The sequence below is a fragment of the Naasia sp. SYSU D00057 genome, assembly GCF_017916505.1.
In the GTDB taxonomy this organism is placed as follows: Bacteria; Actinomycetota; Actinomycetes; order Actinomycetales; family Microbacteriaceae; genus Naasia.
This window is the reverse complement of the sequence record NZ_JAFMSZ010000001.1, coordinates 1,498,424-1,513,187: the sequence shown is the minus strand read 5'-3', so window position 1 is coordinate 1,513,187 and position 14,764 is coordinate 1,498,424. Positions and strand designations below refer to the sequence as shown.

Annotated in this window: 17 protein-coding genes; 15 read left to right on the top strand and 2 right to left on the bottom strand. The window is 71.4% G+C overall.

All coding sequences use genetic code 11. From position 1 onward, the window contains the following. Positions 1–97: 97 nt before the first annotated feature. The 8 genes from J3P36_RS07175 (at position 98) to J3P36_RS16750 (ending at position 6,902) form a co-directional block, all read left to right on the top strand. Positions 98–1,408 (top strand): UDP-glucose/GDP-mannose dehydrogenase family protein, encoded by a 1,311-nt coding sequence (locus J3P36_RS07175; protein WP_210506506.1) that lies wholly within the window; start codon positions 98–100, stop codon positions 1,406–1,408. Between the two features lie 130 nt (positions 1,409–1,538). After that, positions 1,539–1,691, top strand: a complete 153-nt coding sequence (locus J3P36_RS07170) for a hypothetical protein (RefSeq protein ID WP_210506505.1) — start codon at positions 1,539–1,541, stop codon at positions 1,689–1,691. Positions 1,692–1,882: 191 nt separating this feature from the next. Beyond that, positions 1,883–2,155, top strand: coding sequence for a hypothetical protein (locus J3P36_RS07165; RefSeq protein WP_210506504.1), 273 nt, complete (start codon positions 1,883–1,885; stop codon positions 2,153–2,155). Between the two features lie 293 nt (positions 2,156–2,448). Beyond that, complete coding sequence (locus J3P36_RS07160) at positions 2,449–3,936, top strand: sugar transferase (RefSeq protein ID WP_307806979.1); 1,488 nt, start codon at positions 2,449–2,451, stop codon at positions 3,934–3,936. 18 nt (positions 3,937–3,954) lie between these two features. Continuing rightward, positions 3,955–4,233 (top strand): hypothetical protein, encoded by a 279-nt coding sequence (locus J3P36_RS07155; protein ID WP_210506503.1) that lies wholly within the window; start codon positions 3,955–3,957, stop codon positions 4,231–4,233. Positions 4,234–4,337: 104 nt separating this feature from the next. Continuing rightward, the gene (locus tag J3P36_RS07150; RefSeq protein ID WP_210506502.1) at positions 4,338–4,496 is read left to right on the top strand and encodes a hypothetical protein; all 159 of its coding nucleotides are present in this window, start codon (positions 4,338–4,340) and stop codon (positions 4,494–4,496) included. A 241-nt stretch (positions 4,497–4,737) separates the two neighbouring features. Beyond that, positions 4,738–6,237, top strand: coding sequence for an ATP-binding protein (locus J3P36_RS07145; RefSeq protein WP_210506501.1), 1,500 nt, complete (start codon positions 4,738–4,740; stop codon positions 6,235–6,237). Next, positions 6,234–6,902 (top strand): response regulator transcription factor, encoded by a 669-nt coding sequence (locus J3P36_RS16750; protein ID WP_307806978.1) that lies wholly within the window; start codon positions 6,234–6,236, stop codon positions 6,900–6,902. Before J3P36_RS07145 ends, J3P36_RS16750 begins: the two co-directional genes overlap by 4 nt. On the opposite strand, the gene J3P36_RS07135 is transcribed toward J3P36_RS16750, so the two are convergent. After that, positions 6,853–7,152 carry a hypothetical protein gene (locus J3P36_RS07135; RefSeq protein WP_210506499.1) on the bottom strand — a complete coding sequence of 100 codons (300 nt, stop codon included), beginning with the start codon at positions 7,150–7,152 and terminating at the stop codon, positions 6,853–6,855. The genes J3P36_RS16750 and J3P36_RS07135 overlap by 50 nt on opposite strands. Before the next feature lie 212 nt (positions 7,153–7,364). Between J3P36_RS07135 and J3P36_RS07130 the strand changes: the two genes are divergently transcribed. From J3P36_RS07130 to J3P36_RS07100, 7 genes are all read left to right on the top strand, one after another. Then, positions 7,365–8,171 carry an HAD-IIB family hydrolase gene (locus tag J3P36_RS07130; protein WP_246854161.1) on the top strand — a complete coding sequence of 269 codons (807 nt, stop codon included), beginning with the start codon at positions 7,365–7,367 and terminating at the stop codon, positions 8,169–8,171. A gap of 1 nt (position 8,172) precedes the next feature. Then, the gene (locus J3P36_RS07125) at positions 8,173–8,703 is read left to right on the top strand and encodes a VanZ family protein (protein WP_210506498.1); all 531 of its coding nucleotides are present in this window, start codon (positions 8,173–8,175) and stop codon (positions 8,701–8,703) included. A gap of 81 nt (positions 8,704–8,784) precedes the next feature. Next, positions 8,785–8,934, top strand: coding sequence for a hypothetical protein (locus J3P36_RS07120; RefSeq protein WP_210506497.1), 150 nt, complete (start codon positions 8,785–8,787; stop codon positions 8,932–8,934). Positions 8,935–9,339: 405 nt separating this feature from the next. Further along, entirely contained in the window at positions 9,340–10,572 is a 1,233-nt protein-coding gene (locus J3P36_RS07115; protein ID WP_210506496.1) for a DUF1611 domain-containing protein, read from the top strand. A 1-nt stretch (position 10,573) separates the two neighbouring features. Continuing rightward, the gene (locus J3P36_RS07110; RefSeq protein WP_210506495.1) at positions 10,574–12,307 is read left to right on the top strand and encodes an ABC transporter ATP-binding protein; all 1,734 of its coding nucleotides are present in this window, start codon (positions 10,574–10,576) and stop codon (positions 12,305–12,307) included. Beyond that, the gene (locus J3P36_RS07105) at positions 12,304–13,440 is read left to right on the top strand and encodes a CapA family protein (protein ID WP_210506494.1); all 1,137 of its coding nucleotides are present in this window, start codon (positions 12,304–12,306) and stop codon (positions 13,438–13,440) included. Before J3P36_RS07110 ends, J3P36_RS07105 begins: the two co-directional genes overlap by 4 nt. 103 nt (positions 13,441–13,543) lie before the next feature. Next, entirely contained in the window at positions 13,544–14,386 is an 843-nt protein-coding gene (locus J3P36_RS07100; protein ID WP_210506493.1) for a hypothetical protein, read from the top strand. A gap of 16 nt (positions 14,387–14,402) precedes the next feature. On the opposite strand, the gene J3P36_RS07095 is transcribed toward J3P36_RS07100, so the two are convergent. Then, complete coding sequence (locus J3P36_RS07095) at positions 14,403–14,624, bottom strand: hypothetical protein (RefSeq protein ID WP_210506492.1); 222 nt, start codon at positions 14,622–14,624, stop codon at positions 14,403–14,405. Positions 14,625–14,764 lie beyond the last annotated feature (140 nt).

Genomic DNA, 14,764 nt, shown 5'->3' with positions numbered 1-14,764 from the left:
GCTGGACTGGGCCTCGGGCTACGCCAGTAGCTGGCACCTGCTAGAAAGAGTGCCCGCTCCACGTCCTCGAGACCCACCGATAAGGAAAGCCGACGCCATGAGAATCTCGGTCATCGGCTGCGGTTACCTCGGCGCCGTACATGCGGCGAGCATGGCCGAGCTCGGCCACGAAGTCACTGGCATCGACGTCGACCCCGCCAAGATTCAGGCCCTTCAAGCCGCGCAGGCCCCGTTCTTCGAGCCCGGCCTCACCGACATCCTCGAGTCCGCCATGGCTTCCGGCCGGCTGAGCTTTTCGACGAACATCGCCGACGCGAAGGGCGCCCAGGTGCACTTCGTCGCCGTCGGCACCCCGCAGAAGAAGGGAGAGAACGCCGCCGACCTCACCTACGTCGACGCCGCAATCGACGCGCTCATCCCACAGCTCGGCGTCAGCGACCTCGTCGTCGGCAAGTCCACGGTCCCCGTCGGCACCGCCGAGCGCCTCGCCGAGAAAATCGAGGCCGGCAGCGGGGCGACGCTCGCGTGGAATCCCGAGTTCCTCCGCGAAGGCTTCGCGGTCAAGGACACCATTAGCCCCGACCGCCTCGTCTACGGCCTGCCAGCGGGAGAGAAGGGCAAGAAGGCGAAGCAGCTCCTCGACGAGGTCTACGCCACCGCCCTCTCCAACGACACTCCCGTCGTCGCCACCGACTACGCCACCTCAGAGCTGGTGAAGGTGTCGGCGAACGCGTTCCTCGCCACCAAGATCAGCTTCATCAACGCCATGGCGGAAATCGCCGAGGTTGCCGGCGCGGACGTCACCGCCCTCGCCGACGCCATCGGTTACGACGCTCGCATCGGCCGCCGCTTCCTCAACGCCGGCGTCGGCTTCGGCGGCGGCTGCCTGCCGAAGGACATCCGAGGCTTCGCGGCGCGCGCCGAGGAGCTCGGCCGCGGCGAGTCGATCCGCTTCCTGCTCGAGATCGACAAGATCAACATGCGCCGCCGCGAGCGGATGGTCGAGATGGTCATTGAGGCGCTCGGCGGGCAGGTCTACAAGAAGAAGGTCGCCGTCCTCGGTCTCGCTTTCAAGCCCGACTCCGACGACGTCCGCGACTCGCCCGCCCTCGATGTGGCGGTTCGGCTCAACGGCCTCGGGGCGCACGTCATTGCCACCGACCCGGAGGCGATCCCCAACTCCATCCGGCTGCACCCGCAGCTCGGCTTCGCCACCGACACCATGGACGCGCTCAACCACGCGGACGCCGTCGTGCTCGTGACGGAGTGGAAGGAGTACCGGAACCTCGACCCCGTCGAGGTCGGGAAGCTTGTGCGCGACAAGATCATCATCGACGGCCGCAATGTGCTCGATCCTGTGCAGTGGCGCGCGGCCGGCTGGATCTACAAGGGGATGGGGCGGCCGTAGTCGCTCATCGCCGCAGAGAGCACGAGGCGAACACCTCGAGCTGGTCGGCGAAGGTTACGCACACCTGTGGCCGCGTTCCCTGTAGCTGGCGGACGATTCACGCGAACGGTCACGGGTCTACGCTCCGTGCATGGTCGAGGAGGACCAGGACCGTGAATCGAGGCCGCCACGCGAGGGCGGAATGCCGCGATGGTTGGTGGCGCTCGTCGTCGTCCTCGTGATCGCGGCAGTTACCACCATTGCAACATGGGTTGTCAGCTTCGTGCTGCCGCTGCTGACGTGACCGAGCACGCCGGAGGCAGACGCGATTCGTCGCGAGCGGTTTCGAAAAGCCCGCGACACGCCGTCAGACACAGTTTGGAAAACAAAACAACCCCCACCTCGGGCTTTGCGTCGCTACGCTCGATTCGCTATCCCTCAACCGCCGGTGTTTGAGACCCTCCCCTCCTCTACCCGAACGGACTCCCCACAGTCATGCCGCGTTCCGTCTACACCGTTGTCCTGGCCGTCTTCGCGCTCGTCGCCGTTTCGGTCATCGCCACCCTCGTGACCCTGTCCGGCTCGACCGACGCGGCGTTGATGAAGTCGGCGGTGTGGGCCTGGGCGAGTGCGGGTGGGCTTGCGTTCGTGGCCATGGTGGCTTTCGGATTCGTGGTGCTGCGCCGTGCGGGACGTGCTGCGCGGGCCGAGGAGTCGACGGCTTCCGTCAAGGTGCCCGCTGAGGTTTCGGAGCCGGTCTTCGCCTGACCTCGTCGGCCTGTCTGAAGCCGCCTCCTCGGGGCCCTCGCTCCGAGGCATAACGGGTGGTTTCGAGGCGGCCGCTTTGCAGCCTCCTCAACGACCGGGGTCTGTTCGACGCGGTGCCGCACGGGAGTGGCCCCCCAACTGGGGAGCGGGCGATGTCGGTGGGCGCCGATAGCGTGAAAATCGCTCCCGGAACCCGAACTCCGGTCGCTTACCCCACCCGAATCGCAGCGGGCCGCACTCCGAGAACCTGACGGAGGACGCCCGCCGCGCCTTCTACCCGAGAAGGTCCCTCAGTGCTCGATGCCCTCCCCGACGTCCGCCGTGCCCCGCTGTCGGACGCCCCGTCCGCCAGCCGCGACTGGCGGGTCCGCTACGCCCACCGGCTCATGGTCACCGACACGCTCGCCGTGGCCTGGGCCGTCGCCGGCACCCAGCTCGTCTGGTTCGGTCTCAGCCCGCAGCTGACCCCACTCGGCGCGACCGCGCAGACGCTCAACTGGTACCTCGTCGTGTCGGTGCTGATCGGCGCGCTGTGGCTGCTCGCCCTCCGCGTCTCCGGGTCGCGCGACTCCCGGGTGGTGGGGTCAGGGCTCACCGAGTACCGGCGGGTGATCGGCGCGAGCCTCGCCCTCTTCGGCGCGCTCGCCGTCGCCGCCTACCTCTTCGACATCGACATCACGCGCGGCTACTTCCTCACCGCGCTGCCGCTCGGCGTCCTGATGCTGCTCGTGAGCCGCTCCACGTGGCGGCAGTGGCTGAAGCCGCGCCGCAAGGCGGGGGAGTACGCCTTCCAGGTGCTGCTCGTCGGCTCCGCCTCCTCCGTCGACCACCTCGCCGCCGAGCTCGCCCGCGAGCCGCACGCCGGCTACGCCGTCGTCGGCGCCGTCATCCCCGGCTCGCCTCGGGCCACCCTGCCGGTCGGCGGCGCTCCCGTCTGGTCGAGCCTCGACGACATCCCCGCCGCCATGGCGCTCACCGGCGCGGACACCGTCGCCGTCGCCGGCGCCAACGAGCTGACGCCCGCGCGGCTCCGGGAGCTCAGCTGGAGCCTCGAGCCCGGCCGGAAGCACCTCGTCGTCGCGCCCGCCCTAACCGACATCGCCGGCCCGCGCATCCACACCCGGCCCGTGTCCGGGCTGCCGCTCATCCACGTCGAGACCCCGCGCTTCGAGGGCAGCAAGGTCGCCCAGAAGCGCGCATTCGACCTCGTCGTCTCCGGCGCGCTCGTGCTCTTCCTCGCGCCCGTACTGCTCAGCATCGCGCTGCTCGTGAAACTCAGCAGCCCCGGCCCCGTCTTCTACCGGCAGCAGCGGATCGGCCTCGGCGGCCGGCCGTTCGGGATGCTCAAGTTCCGGTCCATGCGCCCCGGCGCCGACCAGGAGCTCGCTGCGCTCCTCGCCGCGCAGGGCGACGGCGCGACCCCGCTGTTCAAGATCCGCAACGACCCGCGCATCACGCCCATCGGCCGCATCCTGCGCAAGTACTCGCTCGACGAGCTGCCGCAGCTGCTCAACGTGGTCCTCGGCGACATGAGCCTCGTCGGGCCGCGGCCGCAGATCGCGGACGAGGTCGCCCTCTACGACTCCGCGGCCGAGCGGCGGCTCCTCCTCAAGCCCGGCATGAGCGGGCTGTGGCAGGTCAGCGGCCGCTCCTCCCTCTCCTGGGAGGACGCGATCCGCCTCGACCTCTACTACGTCGAGAACTGGTCGCTCATCGGCGACCTCGTCATCCTCTGGCGCACCGCCCGCGCCGTCGTCGCACCCGGCGCCGACGCCCACTGACCCGGAAGCAGGAACCTCATGACGCTCAAGACCGCCACCGCCATCACCCTCGTCGCCGCCGGGCTGTTCGGCGCTCCCGCGCTCGCCGCCGCCGTCTCCCTCGGCGCGCTCGCCACCTCCGGCGGAACCGCCCACCTCGCCGCCGACCTCGTGCCGGCGGTGCTCGCCTGGGCGGCGCTCGGCCTCGCCGGGCTCGCCGTCATGGGCGGGCTCCGGATCGCCTACCGCCGCCAGGCCATGCGCGTCGAGCCGCTCCGTCGCTACGAGCTCGCCGACCTCGCCGACCGCCGCCGCTGACGCGACCCAGAAGGGCATGCTGACGCCCCCGCTGTCACTCGTTGTGGGAGGAGAGGACACCGATCGGCCGACCGTACCGTTGTTCCTCGGCGGAGGGGGAGCGCGTGCTCAGCTACACGGTAGGTGTCCTGATGACGGTGGGCGTCGCCCTCGTCGCCCTCAGCGGCTTCCAGTTCATCGACGAAGGCGTCGAGAGGCGCCACCTCCGCGCCGGCAGTCGGACCCATCGGCCCGGGCGCACGCCGCGCCTTCAGTCCTACTGACGCCTGGCCACGGGCGGGCGATGCGCGTCGAGCGCTCCGTCGCTGCGAGCTCGCCGACCTCGCGGACCGCTGCCGCTGACGCGCGGGCAGGGTGATCCTCGCCACAGCGAGGGCAACGGCGTGGACGAGCCAGCCGTAGTACGGGAATGGACTAGTCGGTCTACTGCACCCCCTCGGTAACCTTCCGGCACGCCCTCGTTCGGGGGCAGTCGACACTCGCACGCGACACCCGAGGCGCTCTATGGGAGCAGTGATCCCCGGCGAAGATGCCGGGCTCGCCGCCTCCTCCTCCCGCGCCGCCCGCAGCGTCGCACCGGCCACGACGCTGCGGACCCACCACGCCGGACGCAGCTACGTCTACCCGCTGACCGCCGCCGGCTGGGCCGTCGGCGCCGTCGTCACCCTGCTCATCCTGTACTCGCCGGTCGTGGTGCCCGCGTTCCGGCAGCCGCGGCTGCACCTCGTGCTCGACACCGTCGACGCCTGCGTCGCCCTGCTCGCCGCCTACATGGCCCACCAGCGGTTCCGACGCGGGCGGCAGCGGCAGAACCTCTACCTGTCGCAGGGGCTCGCCGCCCTCGTCGTCGCGGCCGTGGGGCCGAGGTGGCTGAGCGCAGCCCTCGACCTGCAGGGGCAGCCGTTCGACGTGTGGCTTCGGCTCACCTGCCAGCTCGTCGCCACCGCTCTCATCGTCGGCGCCGCCATCGTCGGGATCGGCGACCGCAGCCGGACCGTCGGGCGGCGCCGCTTCGCCTGGTCCTGGACGGCCGTCGCCCTCGTGCTGCTCGCCGCCGCCGGAGTGGTGTGGCTGCTCCGGCCGGTGCTGCCCGACGCGGTAGCCGGCGGCTACACGCCCGCCGACGTCGACCTCGCGAGCCTCGACACCCATCCCGTGCTGCTCGCCGGCCAGGCGGTCGCCTGGCTCGCGCTGCTCACCGCGTCGGTCGCCTTCGCGCGTCAGGCACGGCGGCGGCCCGACTCGTTCATCATCTGGCTCGCCCCCGCCTGCGCCCTCGCCGGCTTCGCGCGGCTCAACTACGCGCTGCACCCCTCCATCTACTCCGACTGGATCTACACGGGCGATTTCCTGCGCACCGCCTTCTACGTGCTGCTCCTCATCGGCGCCACGCGCGAGATCCGCGAGTACTGGGGGTCGCGCGCATACGAGGCGGTGCTCGAGGACCGGCGCCGGCTCGCCCGGGAGCTGCACGACGGGGTCATCCAGGAGCTCGCCTACATCCGCGCCGAGGCGCACGGCCTCGACTCCGGCGAGGGCAGCGGCGCACGGATCATCAGCGCGTCCGACCGTGCGCTCGACGAGGCCCGCTCCGCGCTCGCCGCCCTCGAGGCCACGGGCGACGGGAGCCTCGGCCTCGGCCTGCTCGTCGCCGCGCGCGAGGCGAGCCGGAGACACGGAGTCGAGCTCGAGATCGACCTCGACGACACCATCGCGGCCGACAGCGGACAGCGGCACGCCCTCGCGCGCATCCTCCGCGAGGCGATCGCGAACGCCGCCCGGCACGGCGGCGCCCGCCGCGTCACCGTCCGGCTGATGAGCGACGGCGACCGGCGCTCCCTCCGCATCGCCGACGATGGCCGCGGCTTCGACGTCGCCGCCGAGGAGGAGTCCGGGCACGGGTACGGCCTGACCAGCATGCGGGAGCGCGCCCGGGCGCTACCCGGCGAGCTGCGCATCACGTCGCAGCCGGGAAGCGGGAGCGTGGTGACGGTGACGTGGTGACCGACGAGAGGATCCGCGTCGTGCTCGCGGACGACCACCGCCCCATCCGGGACCGCATCCGCGCGGCCCTCGAGGCGGGCGGCTGCGAGATCGTGGGGGAGGGGGCGAACGCCGACGATGCCGTCGCCCTCACCCTCGCCTTCCGTCCCGATGTCGTGCTGCTCGACATCCACATGCCGGGCAACGGCATCCGGGCGGCCGAGCGGATCGCGCGAGAGGTGCCCGGCACCCCCGTCGTCATGCTCACCCTGTCCCGCGACGACGACGACCTCTTCGAGTCGCTCCGCGCCGGTGCGACCGGCTACCTGCTGAAGGACACCTCGCCCGCCGCCCTGCCGGCCGCGCTGCACCGAGTCCTCGCCGGGGAGGCGGCGATCCCGCCCGCGCTCGTCGCCCGCGTGCTGCAGCACTTCCGCGCCTCGCCGCCCCGGCTGCTGCGGCGCTCCGGTCCGGCCGAGAAGCTCAGCGAGCGGGAGCGGGAGGTGATGGAGCTGCTCGGCCAAGGCAGGAGCACCGAGGAGGTCGCGAAGCAGCTGTTCCTGTCGCCGACGACGGTGCGGGTGCACGTGTCGTCGGTGCTCCGGAAGCTCGCCGTGAAGGACCGGGAGAGCGCCATCAGCCTTTTGCGGCAGCCCTCGAACCCGCCCCCTCGGTCAGAGCGATGAGGGAGACGCCGAGCGCGCGCGCCTCGTCGAGCGTGTACTCGGTGTCGCCCACCACCACGTAGGGGCCGTCGACCACCCCGTCCGCATCCGTGGACATGCAGAGCCAGGCCGCGACGTCGCCGTGCACGATGTGCCGGGCGCCGATGTGCAGGGAGTCCTCCTCGCCGAGCACGAGGCCGTGCTCGGTGACGCACCAGGCGGGGCAGGCGGCCGGCACCACGACCGCCCCGGGGAATTCCGCGGCATCCACCGGTCCTCCTCTCGGGAGCGGCGCGGCCGCGCCCTGCGCACACGCTACGGCCACGCCCCTCCGGCGGGAGGCGCGAGTTCAGGCATCTGAACGCGCCGTCCGAGCATCCGAACGAAAGAAGCGCCGCAGGCCGGCGACCGGCATGCCGCCCCGAGGCCGCGCAGGCGGCATAGCGTTCCGGCACAATGGAGCGTTCACCCGGAAGGAACGGAATGACCGACTCCACCCTCGCCCCGGCGTCCGACGTCTGGAGCGCCGACTGGATGCCACGCCTCGTCGCGTTCGACCTCGACGACACGCTCGCGCCGTCGAAGTCGGCCCTCGACCCGCGGATGGTCGAGCTGCTGCACGAGCTGCTCGGCGTGGCGGAGGTCTGCATCATCTCCGGAGGGCAGATCGGCCAGTTCCGCGCCCAGGTGATCAGCAAGCTCGAGGACGCCGACCCCGCCCAGCTGGAGCGGCTGCACCTCATGCCGACGTGCGGAACGCAGTACTGGCGGCACTCCGACGGAGAGTGGGTGCAGGTCTACGCGCAGAACCTGACGCCGGAGCAGATCTCCGCGGCGTTCACCTCGCTCGAGACGCGCGCCAAGGAGCTCGGCCTGTGGGAGGAGAGGACCTGGGGCGCGATCCTCGAGGACCGCGGCTCGCAGGTCACCTTCTCGGCCCTCGGCCAGGAGGCTCCGGTCGACATCAAGCGGCGCTGGGACCCGACGGGGGAGAAGAAGGACGCCCTGCGCGCGGCGGTCGCCGCCGACCTGCCCGACCTCGAGGTGCGCTCCGGCGGCTCGACCTCGGTCGACATCACGCGTCGCGGCATCGACAAGGCCTACGGCATGCGGCGGCTGGAGGAGGTCAGCGGCATCCCGATCGCCGACATGCTCTTCGTCGGCGACCGGCTCGACCCGACCGGCAACGACTACCCGGTCAAGTCGACGGGCGTCGCCTGCCATGCGGTCGACGGCTGGGAGGACACCGCCGCCGTCGTCGCCGCGATCATCGCGCACGCGCGCGCCTGACATGACCCCGGCGGCCTCCGCGCTGGGTGCGCGGCTGAGAGCCGCCGCCGCGTCGCGCGCGGACCGCCTCCGGATCGCCGTCGCGGCCGGCCTGCTCGGCGTGTACCTGGCCGCCGTCCTCGTCATCACGTTGACGCCGGCGCCCGTCGATCGCCCCTTCCGCGGCAGCCTCGCGCGTCTGATCCAGGAACTCCACGAGCGCGGCGTGCCCGCCTGGATCGGCTACGGCGAGATCGAGTTCACCGGCAACGTGCTCCTGTTCGTGCCGGCCGGGTTCCTCGCCGCGCTCGTGCTCGCGCGCCGCGACTGGTGGATCGTCGCCGTCGCCGCTCCGGTCTTCTCGGCGCTGATCGAGTTCGCGCAGGCGCTGTTCCTCACCGAGAGGTTCCCCACCGTGTCGGACATCGTCGCGAACAGCGTCGGCGGCGCGTTCGGGGCTGCGCTGGCCCTCCTCGCGCGACTGCTCGTGCACCGGCGCGACCGGCTGCTGGCGGACGACCTCGCCTCCGGGCGACGAACCCTAAAGGACTAGTCGAACCGTTTTCAGGGGTTGACAGGCATCCGCCCGGAGTGTCGGGATGCGGCGCACCTGCGGGTCACGTACAAATACCCGGTGACCTTCCTCGGAACCATTGCGCTCATCGCCGCAATCCTCGTCGTCTGGTTCCTGGGAGCCCTCGTGGTGGGCCTCGCGGTCGGCCGGATGCTGAAGGCGATGGGCTACCGGGCGCCGTTCCGCCGGGACTTCGACCGGGCCGCCTGAGCGCACGTTCCACCCTCCGCTCCTGCCTCCCAGGCGCCGTGCAGGGGCCTTCGGGCCGATTGGCGGCGGATTACGCGCCCCAACCCGCCTACACCACTAGTCGGCGTGTCGCAAGAGGCGTACCTTGGCCTCGGGTGGAAATGAGGGACCTTCGGACTTCGGGTGTCCGGACTGTCCCGGCTCATCCCATCGGGTAAAGATGGAGCCCCCTCGGGGTCCTTGGACGCAAGGAGCCGAGGGGGCTCGTTCTGTCTGCGGGGCTTCCTCGCCGAATGCGACTGCGCCGTTCAGGCCTCCGTTCAGATTGACCCAAGGTCCCTTGTGTCCGTGCTCCGGCGGCGGGAGAGTACCGGCTTGTTCCGGCAGAGCCACCGCGTCCCAGGGCAGCGGCGCAGAGGGAGTCCCATGACCACGCACCGTCGCGTCCACGTCGCCGAACTCTCGCCGACCCAGCTGGACCGCGTCAAACGTGCGTTCACCACGCGCCGGGTGCCGATGGAGGCCGCCCAGACGATCGTCTTCGGCAAGGTCCGCCCGCGCTCCGGCGACCTGGTGCTCGCATCGGTCAGCCGGCTCGGGCATCACCGGCACATCGAGCAGCCGGACGGCAGGCGCGCCGCCCTGCACCGGGACGACATGATCGTCGTCACCTACGGCGACCGCTACGCGACCGACCAGTTCGAGTCGCACGTGCCGACGACGATCGGGCGGACTCAGCTGGTGGCCTCCGGCGGCATCGCGTCCCGCGTGCTGAGTCGGAGCCAGGCGGTCCGCGCGGCCACCGACATCCTCCCGGCAGGGCTTCTCGGCGACGAGCGCGGGCGGCCCCTCAACGTGAAGGATTTCGCGCTGCCGACCGTCCTGCCCGCCCGGGACCGGCCCCGCACCGTCGCCGTCATCGGCACGTCCATGAACTCCGGCAAGACGACGACGATCTGCCACCTCGTCTACGGGCTCACCGCCGCGGGGCTCCGCGTAGGGGCGGCGAAGGCCACCGGGACGGGATCCGGCAACGACTACTGGTGCATGCTCGACGCCGGCGCGCATCGGATGCTCGACTTCACGGACGTGGGCATGGCATCGACCTACCGGCAGCCGATGGCCGTCATCGAGCGCAACCTCGCCCAGCTCGTCAACCACCTCACCCACTCCGGTTCCGCGGTCAACCTGATCGAGATCGCGGACGGGATCTACCAGGGCGAGACCTCGCGGCTCATCCAGTCGCGCGCCTTCCACGAGCTCATCGACGCGGTGATCTTCGCCGCGCCCGACGCGATGGGCGCGGCAGCCGGCGTCACGCACCTGCGGAACCTGGGACACGACGTGCTCGCGGTGTCCGGGCTGCTGACCCGCTCGCCACTCGCGACCCGGGAGGCGAAGACGGCGACCGGGCTCCCCGTCCTCTCGCTCGACGACCTCGACAACGGCGACGCCATGAACACCCTGCTGGGCGTCGGCAGGCCGCCGGCACATGCCGAACCGGACGACGACTTCGACGAGGATCGCCCCGTCGTGCACCTCGGGGAGCGCTCGCCCGTGCAAGCCGACGAGCGCCCGCCGCGCATCACCACGCGCTCCATCCCGCACCGCCGCATGGTGCTCCTCGCGCCCGCGCACCGCGCCACCGGGAACGAGTGACGTGGCCGGCCGGCTGGAGCTGTACCGCATCCGCGCCCGCGACGTGCTCGTGGTCGTCGCGCTCGGCCTGCTGCAGGTCGCGGTGCTCGTGCTGTACGTCATCCTGATCCCCACGGTCATCGCGGCGATGGTGCCGGTCACGGTCGGCGAGGCCGCCCGCGTCGCCTGGCAGAACGCGCTGCTGGAGGCGGTCCTCATCGCAGCACTCGCCCTGCTGCAGGGGCTGCTGTTCTCGATCGAGTTCTCGTTCCGGGAGCGGATCGGCTACCGCATCGTGCGCGATCTCCGCATGCGGATGTACGGGCATCTGCAGGGGATGACGCCCCGCCAGATGATGGGACGCGCGCGCGGCGGCCTGCTGCTCCGGTTCCTCGGAGACCTCTCGATGACGCGCCTCTGGATCAGCCGCGGGATCCTCGGCGGCATCAACGCGGGGATCGTGATCGTCGGCTCCCTCACCGTGCTCTCCCTGTTCAACGCGTGGATGACCGCCGGCATCGTCGCGGTGCTCTGCGTCGGTGCCGCCGCCTCCCTCAGCGTCGGCCGCGCGATGCGCCAGGCGACGCGGGTGATGCGGCTCCGGCGCTCCCTCGTCATGAGCAACCTCGACGAGCAGATCAACGCGCACTCGGTCGTGCAGGTCTTCGGCCGCCTCGGCGGCGAGTACTCGCGGCTGTCCCGCCAGAACGACGCCCTCACCGCCGCCCTGATCCGGGTCGCGGTGCTCCGCGGCCGGCTCCGCGGTCTCTCCTCCGCGTTCGCCATGATCGCCGTCGCCGCCGTCCTCGTCACCGGCCTGCTCGAGACGCGCCGGGGAGCGGCGACCGTCGGACTCGTCGTGGCCTTCGTCGTGGTGGCGCGTCAGCTCGCCGGTCCCGTGCGGCGGCTCGGCCTCGCGCACGACTACTGGCATCGGGCCCAGGTGTCGCAGGGCAAGATCCGGGAGTACCTGCGCAGCTCCAGCCGTCACCTCGACGACGTGTCGCAGGGCAGCCTGCGGGTGCGCCGCGGCGAGATCCGCTTCGAGTCGGTCTCCGTCCCCGGCGCTCTGAACGACTTCACGCTCACCGTCGAGCCGGGCGAGCTGGTGGCGATCACCGGCCCCGGGGGTGCGGGCAAGTCGACCGTGCTCAACCTGGTCGCGCGGCTGGTGGAGCCCGCGTCGGGCTCGATCACCGTGGACGGGCAGCCGCTGGACCAGGTCTCAATCCGCTCGGTGGCCCGGCACATCGGAGTGCTGGCGCCCGAGCTGCCGCTCATGCGCGGCAGCCTCCGCCGCAACCTCACCTACCGCGACCCCGACGCGCCGCCGGAGGAGGTCGAGCGGATCGTCGACTCGACGGGGCTCCGCGACGTCGTCGACGGGCTGCCGCAGGGACTCGATGCGTGGCTGACCGAGCGGGGCAACAACCTCTCGTTCAGTCAGCGGCAGCACATCGCGTTCGGGCGCGCGGTGATGGGGGACCCCCAGATCCTGCTCCTCGACGAGCCCACCCTCGGGCTGGCTCCCAGCGCCAAGGAGGCGGTGCATCGCGTCATCGCCCGGCACCAGGGCACCATCCTCGTCGCCACCCACGACCCGGACGAGATCGCGCTCGCCGATCGCGTCGTCGTGCTCAAGGACGGGATGGTCGCCGCAGTCCTGTCGGGTGACGAGTGCCGCGACCAGATGTGGGGAGCCCAGCAGGCGGGGTTCTCGTGGACGCCGGGCGAGCTCACGGAGGTGCGGACGTGACCGGGGCGCTGCTCCGCGACCGGCTGCTGATGCTCGTCGGGGTGGTCGCCGCATCCGCCATCGTCGCGGCGATGGTCGGGGAGTACGACGCGGAGAAGGCGGCTCCTCCGCAGTCCATCGACGTGTGGCTCACGCCGCAGGCGGACCCCGACCAGTGGAGCATCCAGTTCGCCGGCGACACCATGCTCGCGGACGAGGCGCTGCCGTTCCTCGAAGCGCACGGATACGACTACGCCCTGGCCGGCCTGGCGCCGCTCCTCGACGGCGATCTCGTCATCGCCAACGCCGAAGCCCCGATCTCCGAGCAGAAGATCCCGCTCAATCCCGGGAAGGCGTACAACTACAACAGCGATCCGGCCGCGGCCGCGGCGCTCGCCAGGGCGGGGGTCGACGTCCTCGGTCTCGGGAACAACCACTCGATGGACATGGGTGTCGGAGGGATGCTCGCCACCATGCGGTTCGCCGCCGAGAACGGGATGGTCACCTTCGGCGCCGGGGTCGACGTGGCGCAGGCGGAGCGTCCTCTGCTGGTGCACTCGTCCTTCGCGACCGTGGGGGTCGTGGCCCTCGGCGAGTCGTTCGGCAAGACCGTGACCGCGGGGCTCGACGCCCCCGGCACGGTGGCGTTCTCGCCGGAGGCGGTGCAACGCGGGTACGACCTGGCCCGCGCCGCGGGCGCCGACTGGGTGATCGCCTACGTGCACTGGGGCGACAACTACACCGACACCAACCAGCAGCAGTGGTACTGGGCGCGGATGATGGTGCGCGCGGGCTACGACATGATCATCGGCCACGGTCCCCACATCGTCGCTCCCATCCAGTACATCGGCGACGTTCCCGTGGCCTTCAGCGTCGGCAACTTCGCGTTCGGGTCGCCGGGACTGTTCCGCAGTCGCGGCAAGCCCGGCCTCGGGCTCCTGGTGAAGGTGGTCATCCATCGGGAGGCGCCCGCGGACCTCGTCCTCACCTGCATCCAGACCGACAACCGGATCCTCAACTATGCGGCGCAGCCCTGCACTCCGGAGCAGACGGCGGTCACCATGCGATACGTGGAACCCGCCCTGGTGCCCACCGGCCCTTCGACCGCCGCCCTGACCTGCGACTGCCTTGCCCCGCCCGCCCGCGAGCCGTAGCGCTCGCCGGAGATCCCCAGCCCGAAGCGCGGCCGCTCTGCTCCTCACGGCCGCGCTGACCCTCGCCGGCTGCACGGCCGGCGGCGACGGAGAGGAGGGCGGCGTGGAGTCGAGGCCGTCGATCCCCGCGGAGCGCGCGGACATCGATCGAGGAGAGGGGTCCTTCCGCTTCGCAGGCCCCGGAACGCCCGCCGACGGTCCGCTGCGAGTCCTCTACTCGGCCCCGTCGGGTTCGCTCGAGGACGTGCCGATCCTCATCGTGCTGCACGGCGCGCAGCGGGACCCCGGCGCCTACCGGGACGACTGGCAGGACCTGCTGGACGGTCACGATGTCCTCGTCCTGCTGCCCGAGTTCACCGACGACGACTACGACGGGTCCGCGGGCTACAACCTCGGCAACATGGTCGACCGGGACGGCGACGAGCGCCCCCGCGACGAGTGGGCGTTCAACGTGATCGAGCCGCTGTTCGACTACGTCGTCGACAGCATCGGCGGCTCGCAGGACCGGTACGCGATCTTCGGGCACTCGGCGGGAGCCCAATTCGTGCACCGGTTCATGGAGTTCGTGCCGAACGTCCGGGCCCGCATCGCCGTCGCCGCGAACGCCGGCTGGTACACGGTGCCGGACCGTCGCACCCGCTTCCCCTACGGGTTCCGCAGGTCGCCGGCCGATCCCGTCGACGACCTGTACCAGCGACCGCTGCTCGTCCTCCTCGGGGGCGACGACGTCGATCCGAACGACGACTCCCTCCAGCGGGACCGCAACACCGACCGGCAGGGCACCGACCGGCTGACCCGCGGGTTCAACTTCTTCCTCCGTGCCCGAGACGAGGCGGGGGAGGACGAGACCTTCAACTGGTCCCTGGTGGTCGTGCCGGGCGCCGCGCACTCCCACGGCGACATGGCGGCGGCGGCGCTGCCGTACCTGTTCCCCGAGCTGCGCTGAGCGGCGCGGCCGGGAGTCAGCGGCGCAGCGGCCCGGCGCCGGCAGGATGCGTGGCGCCGAGCGCCTCCGCCCGCTGCCGGTGGGCGACGATCGCGGTGATCCCGCCGAAGGCGAGCAGTGCCGCGCTCGCGACGAGGAAGATGATCGACGCCGTCAGTCCGAGCTGGCTGCCGCCGAGCCCGCCGACGATGAGGAAGATGACGCCGAAGCCGAGGACGGCGGGCAGGTTCTCGCGCATGGAGGGGTGCCTCTCGGGTAAGAGGAGCGGCGTTCGGGTAAGCGCCGAGGCCGAGCGTAGTGGTCCGCGAGCACTCGCCGCCAGGCTCCCGTCCGGGGCTGTTGGCGCGCCCCCGTCCGTCGGTGCTCCACGGCCGCAGG

What these genes read in the sequence shown, in the direction of transcription:
- J3P36_RS07155 (WP_210506503.1), top strand. Translation starts at nt 3,955, where the DNA reads ATGACGCTCAAGACCGCCACCGCCATCACCCTCGTCGCCGCCGGGCTG.
- J3P36_RS07095 (WP_210506492.1), bottom strand. Translation starts at nt 14,624, where the DNA reads ATGCGCGAGAACCTGCCCGCCGTCCTCGGCTTCGGCGTCATCTTCCTC.
- J3P36_RS07145 (WP_210506501.1), top strand. Translation starts at nt 4,738, where the DNA reads ATGGGAGCAGTGATCCCCGGCGAAGATGCCGGGCTCGCCGCCTCCTCC.
- J3P36_RS07115 (WP_210506496.1), top strand. Translation starts at nt 9,340, where the DNA reads ATGACCACGCACCGTCGCGTCCACGTCGCCGAACTCTCGCCGACCCAG.
- J3P36_RS07130 (WP_246854161.1), top strand. Translation starts at nt 7,365, where the DNA reads ATGACCGACTCCACCCTCGCCCCGGCGTCCGACGTCTGGAGCGCCGAC.
- J3P36_RS07170 (WP_210506505.1), top strand. Translation starts at nt 1,539, where the DNA reads ATGGTCGAGGAGGACCAGGACCGTGAATCGAGGCCGCCACGCGAGGGC.
- J3P36_RS07125 (WP_210506498.1), top strand. Translation starts at nt 8,173, where the DNA reads ATGACCCCGGCGGCCTCCGCGCTGGGTGCGCGGCTGAGAGCCGCCGCC.
- J3P36_RS07165 (WP_210506504.1), top strand. Translation starts at nt 1,883, where the DNA reads ATGCCGCGTTCCGTCTACACCGTTGTCCTGGCCGTCTTCGCGCTCGTC.
- J3P36_RS07175 (WP_210506506.1), top strand. Translation starts at nt 98, where the DNA reads ATGAGAATCTCGGTCATCGGCTGCGGTTACCTCGGCGCCGTACATGCG.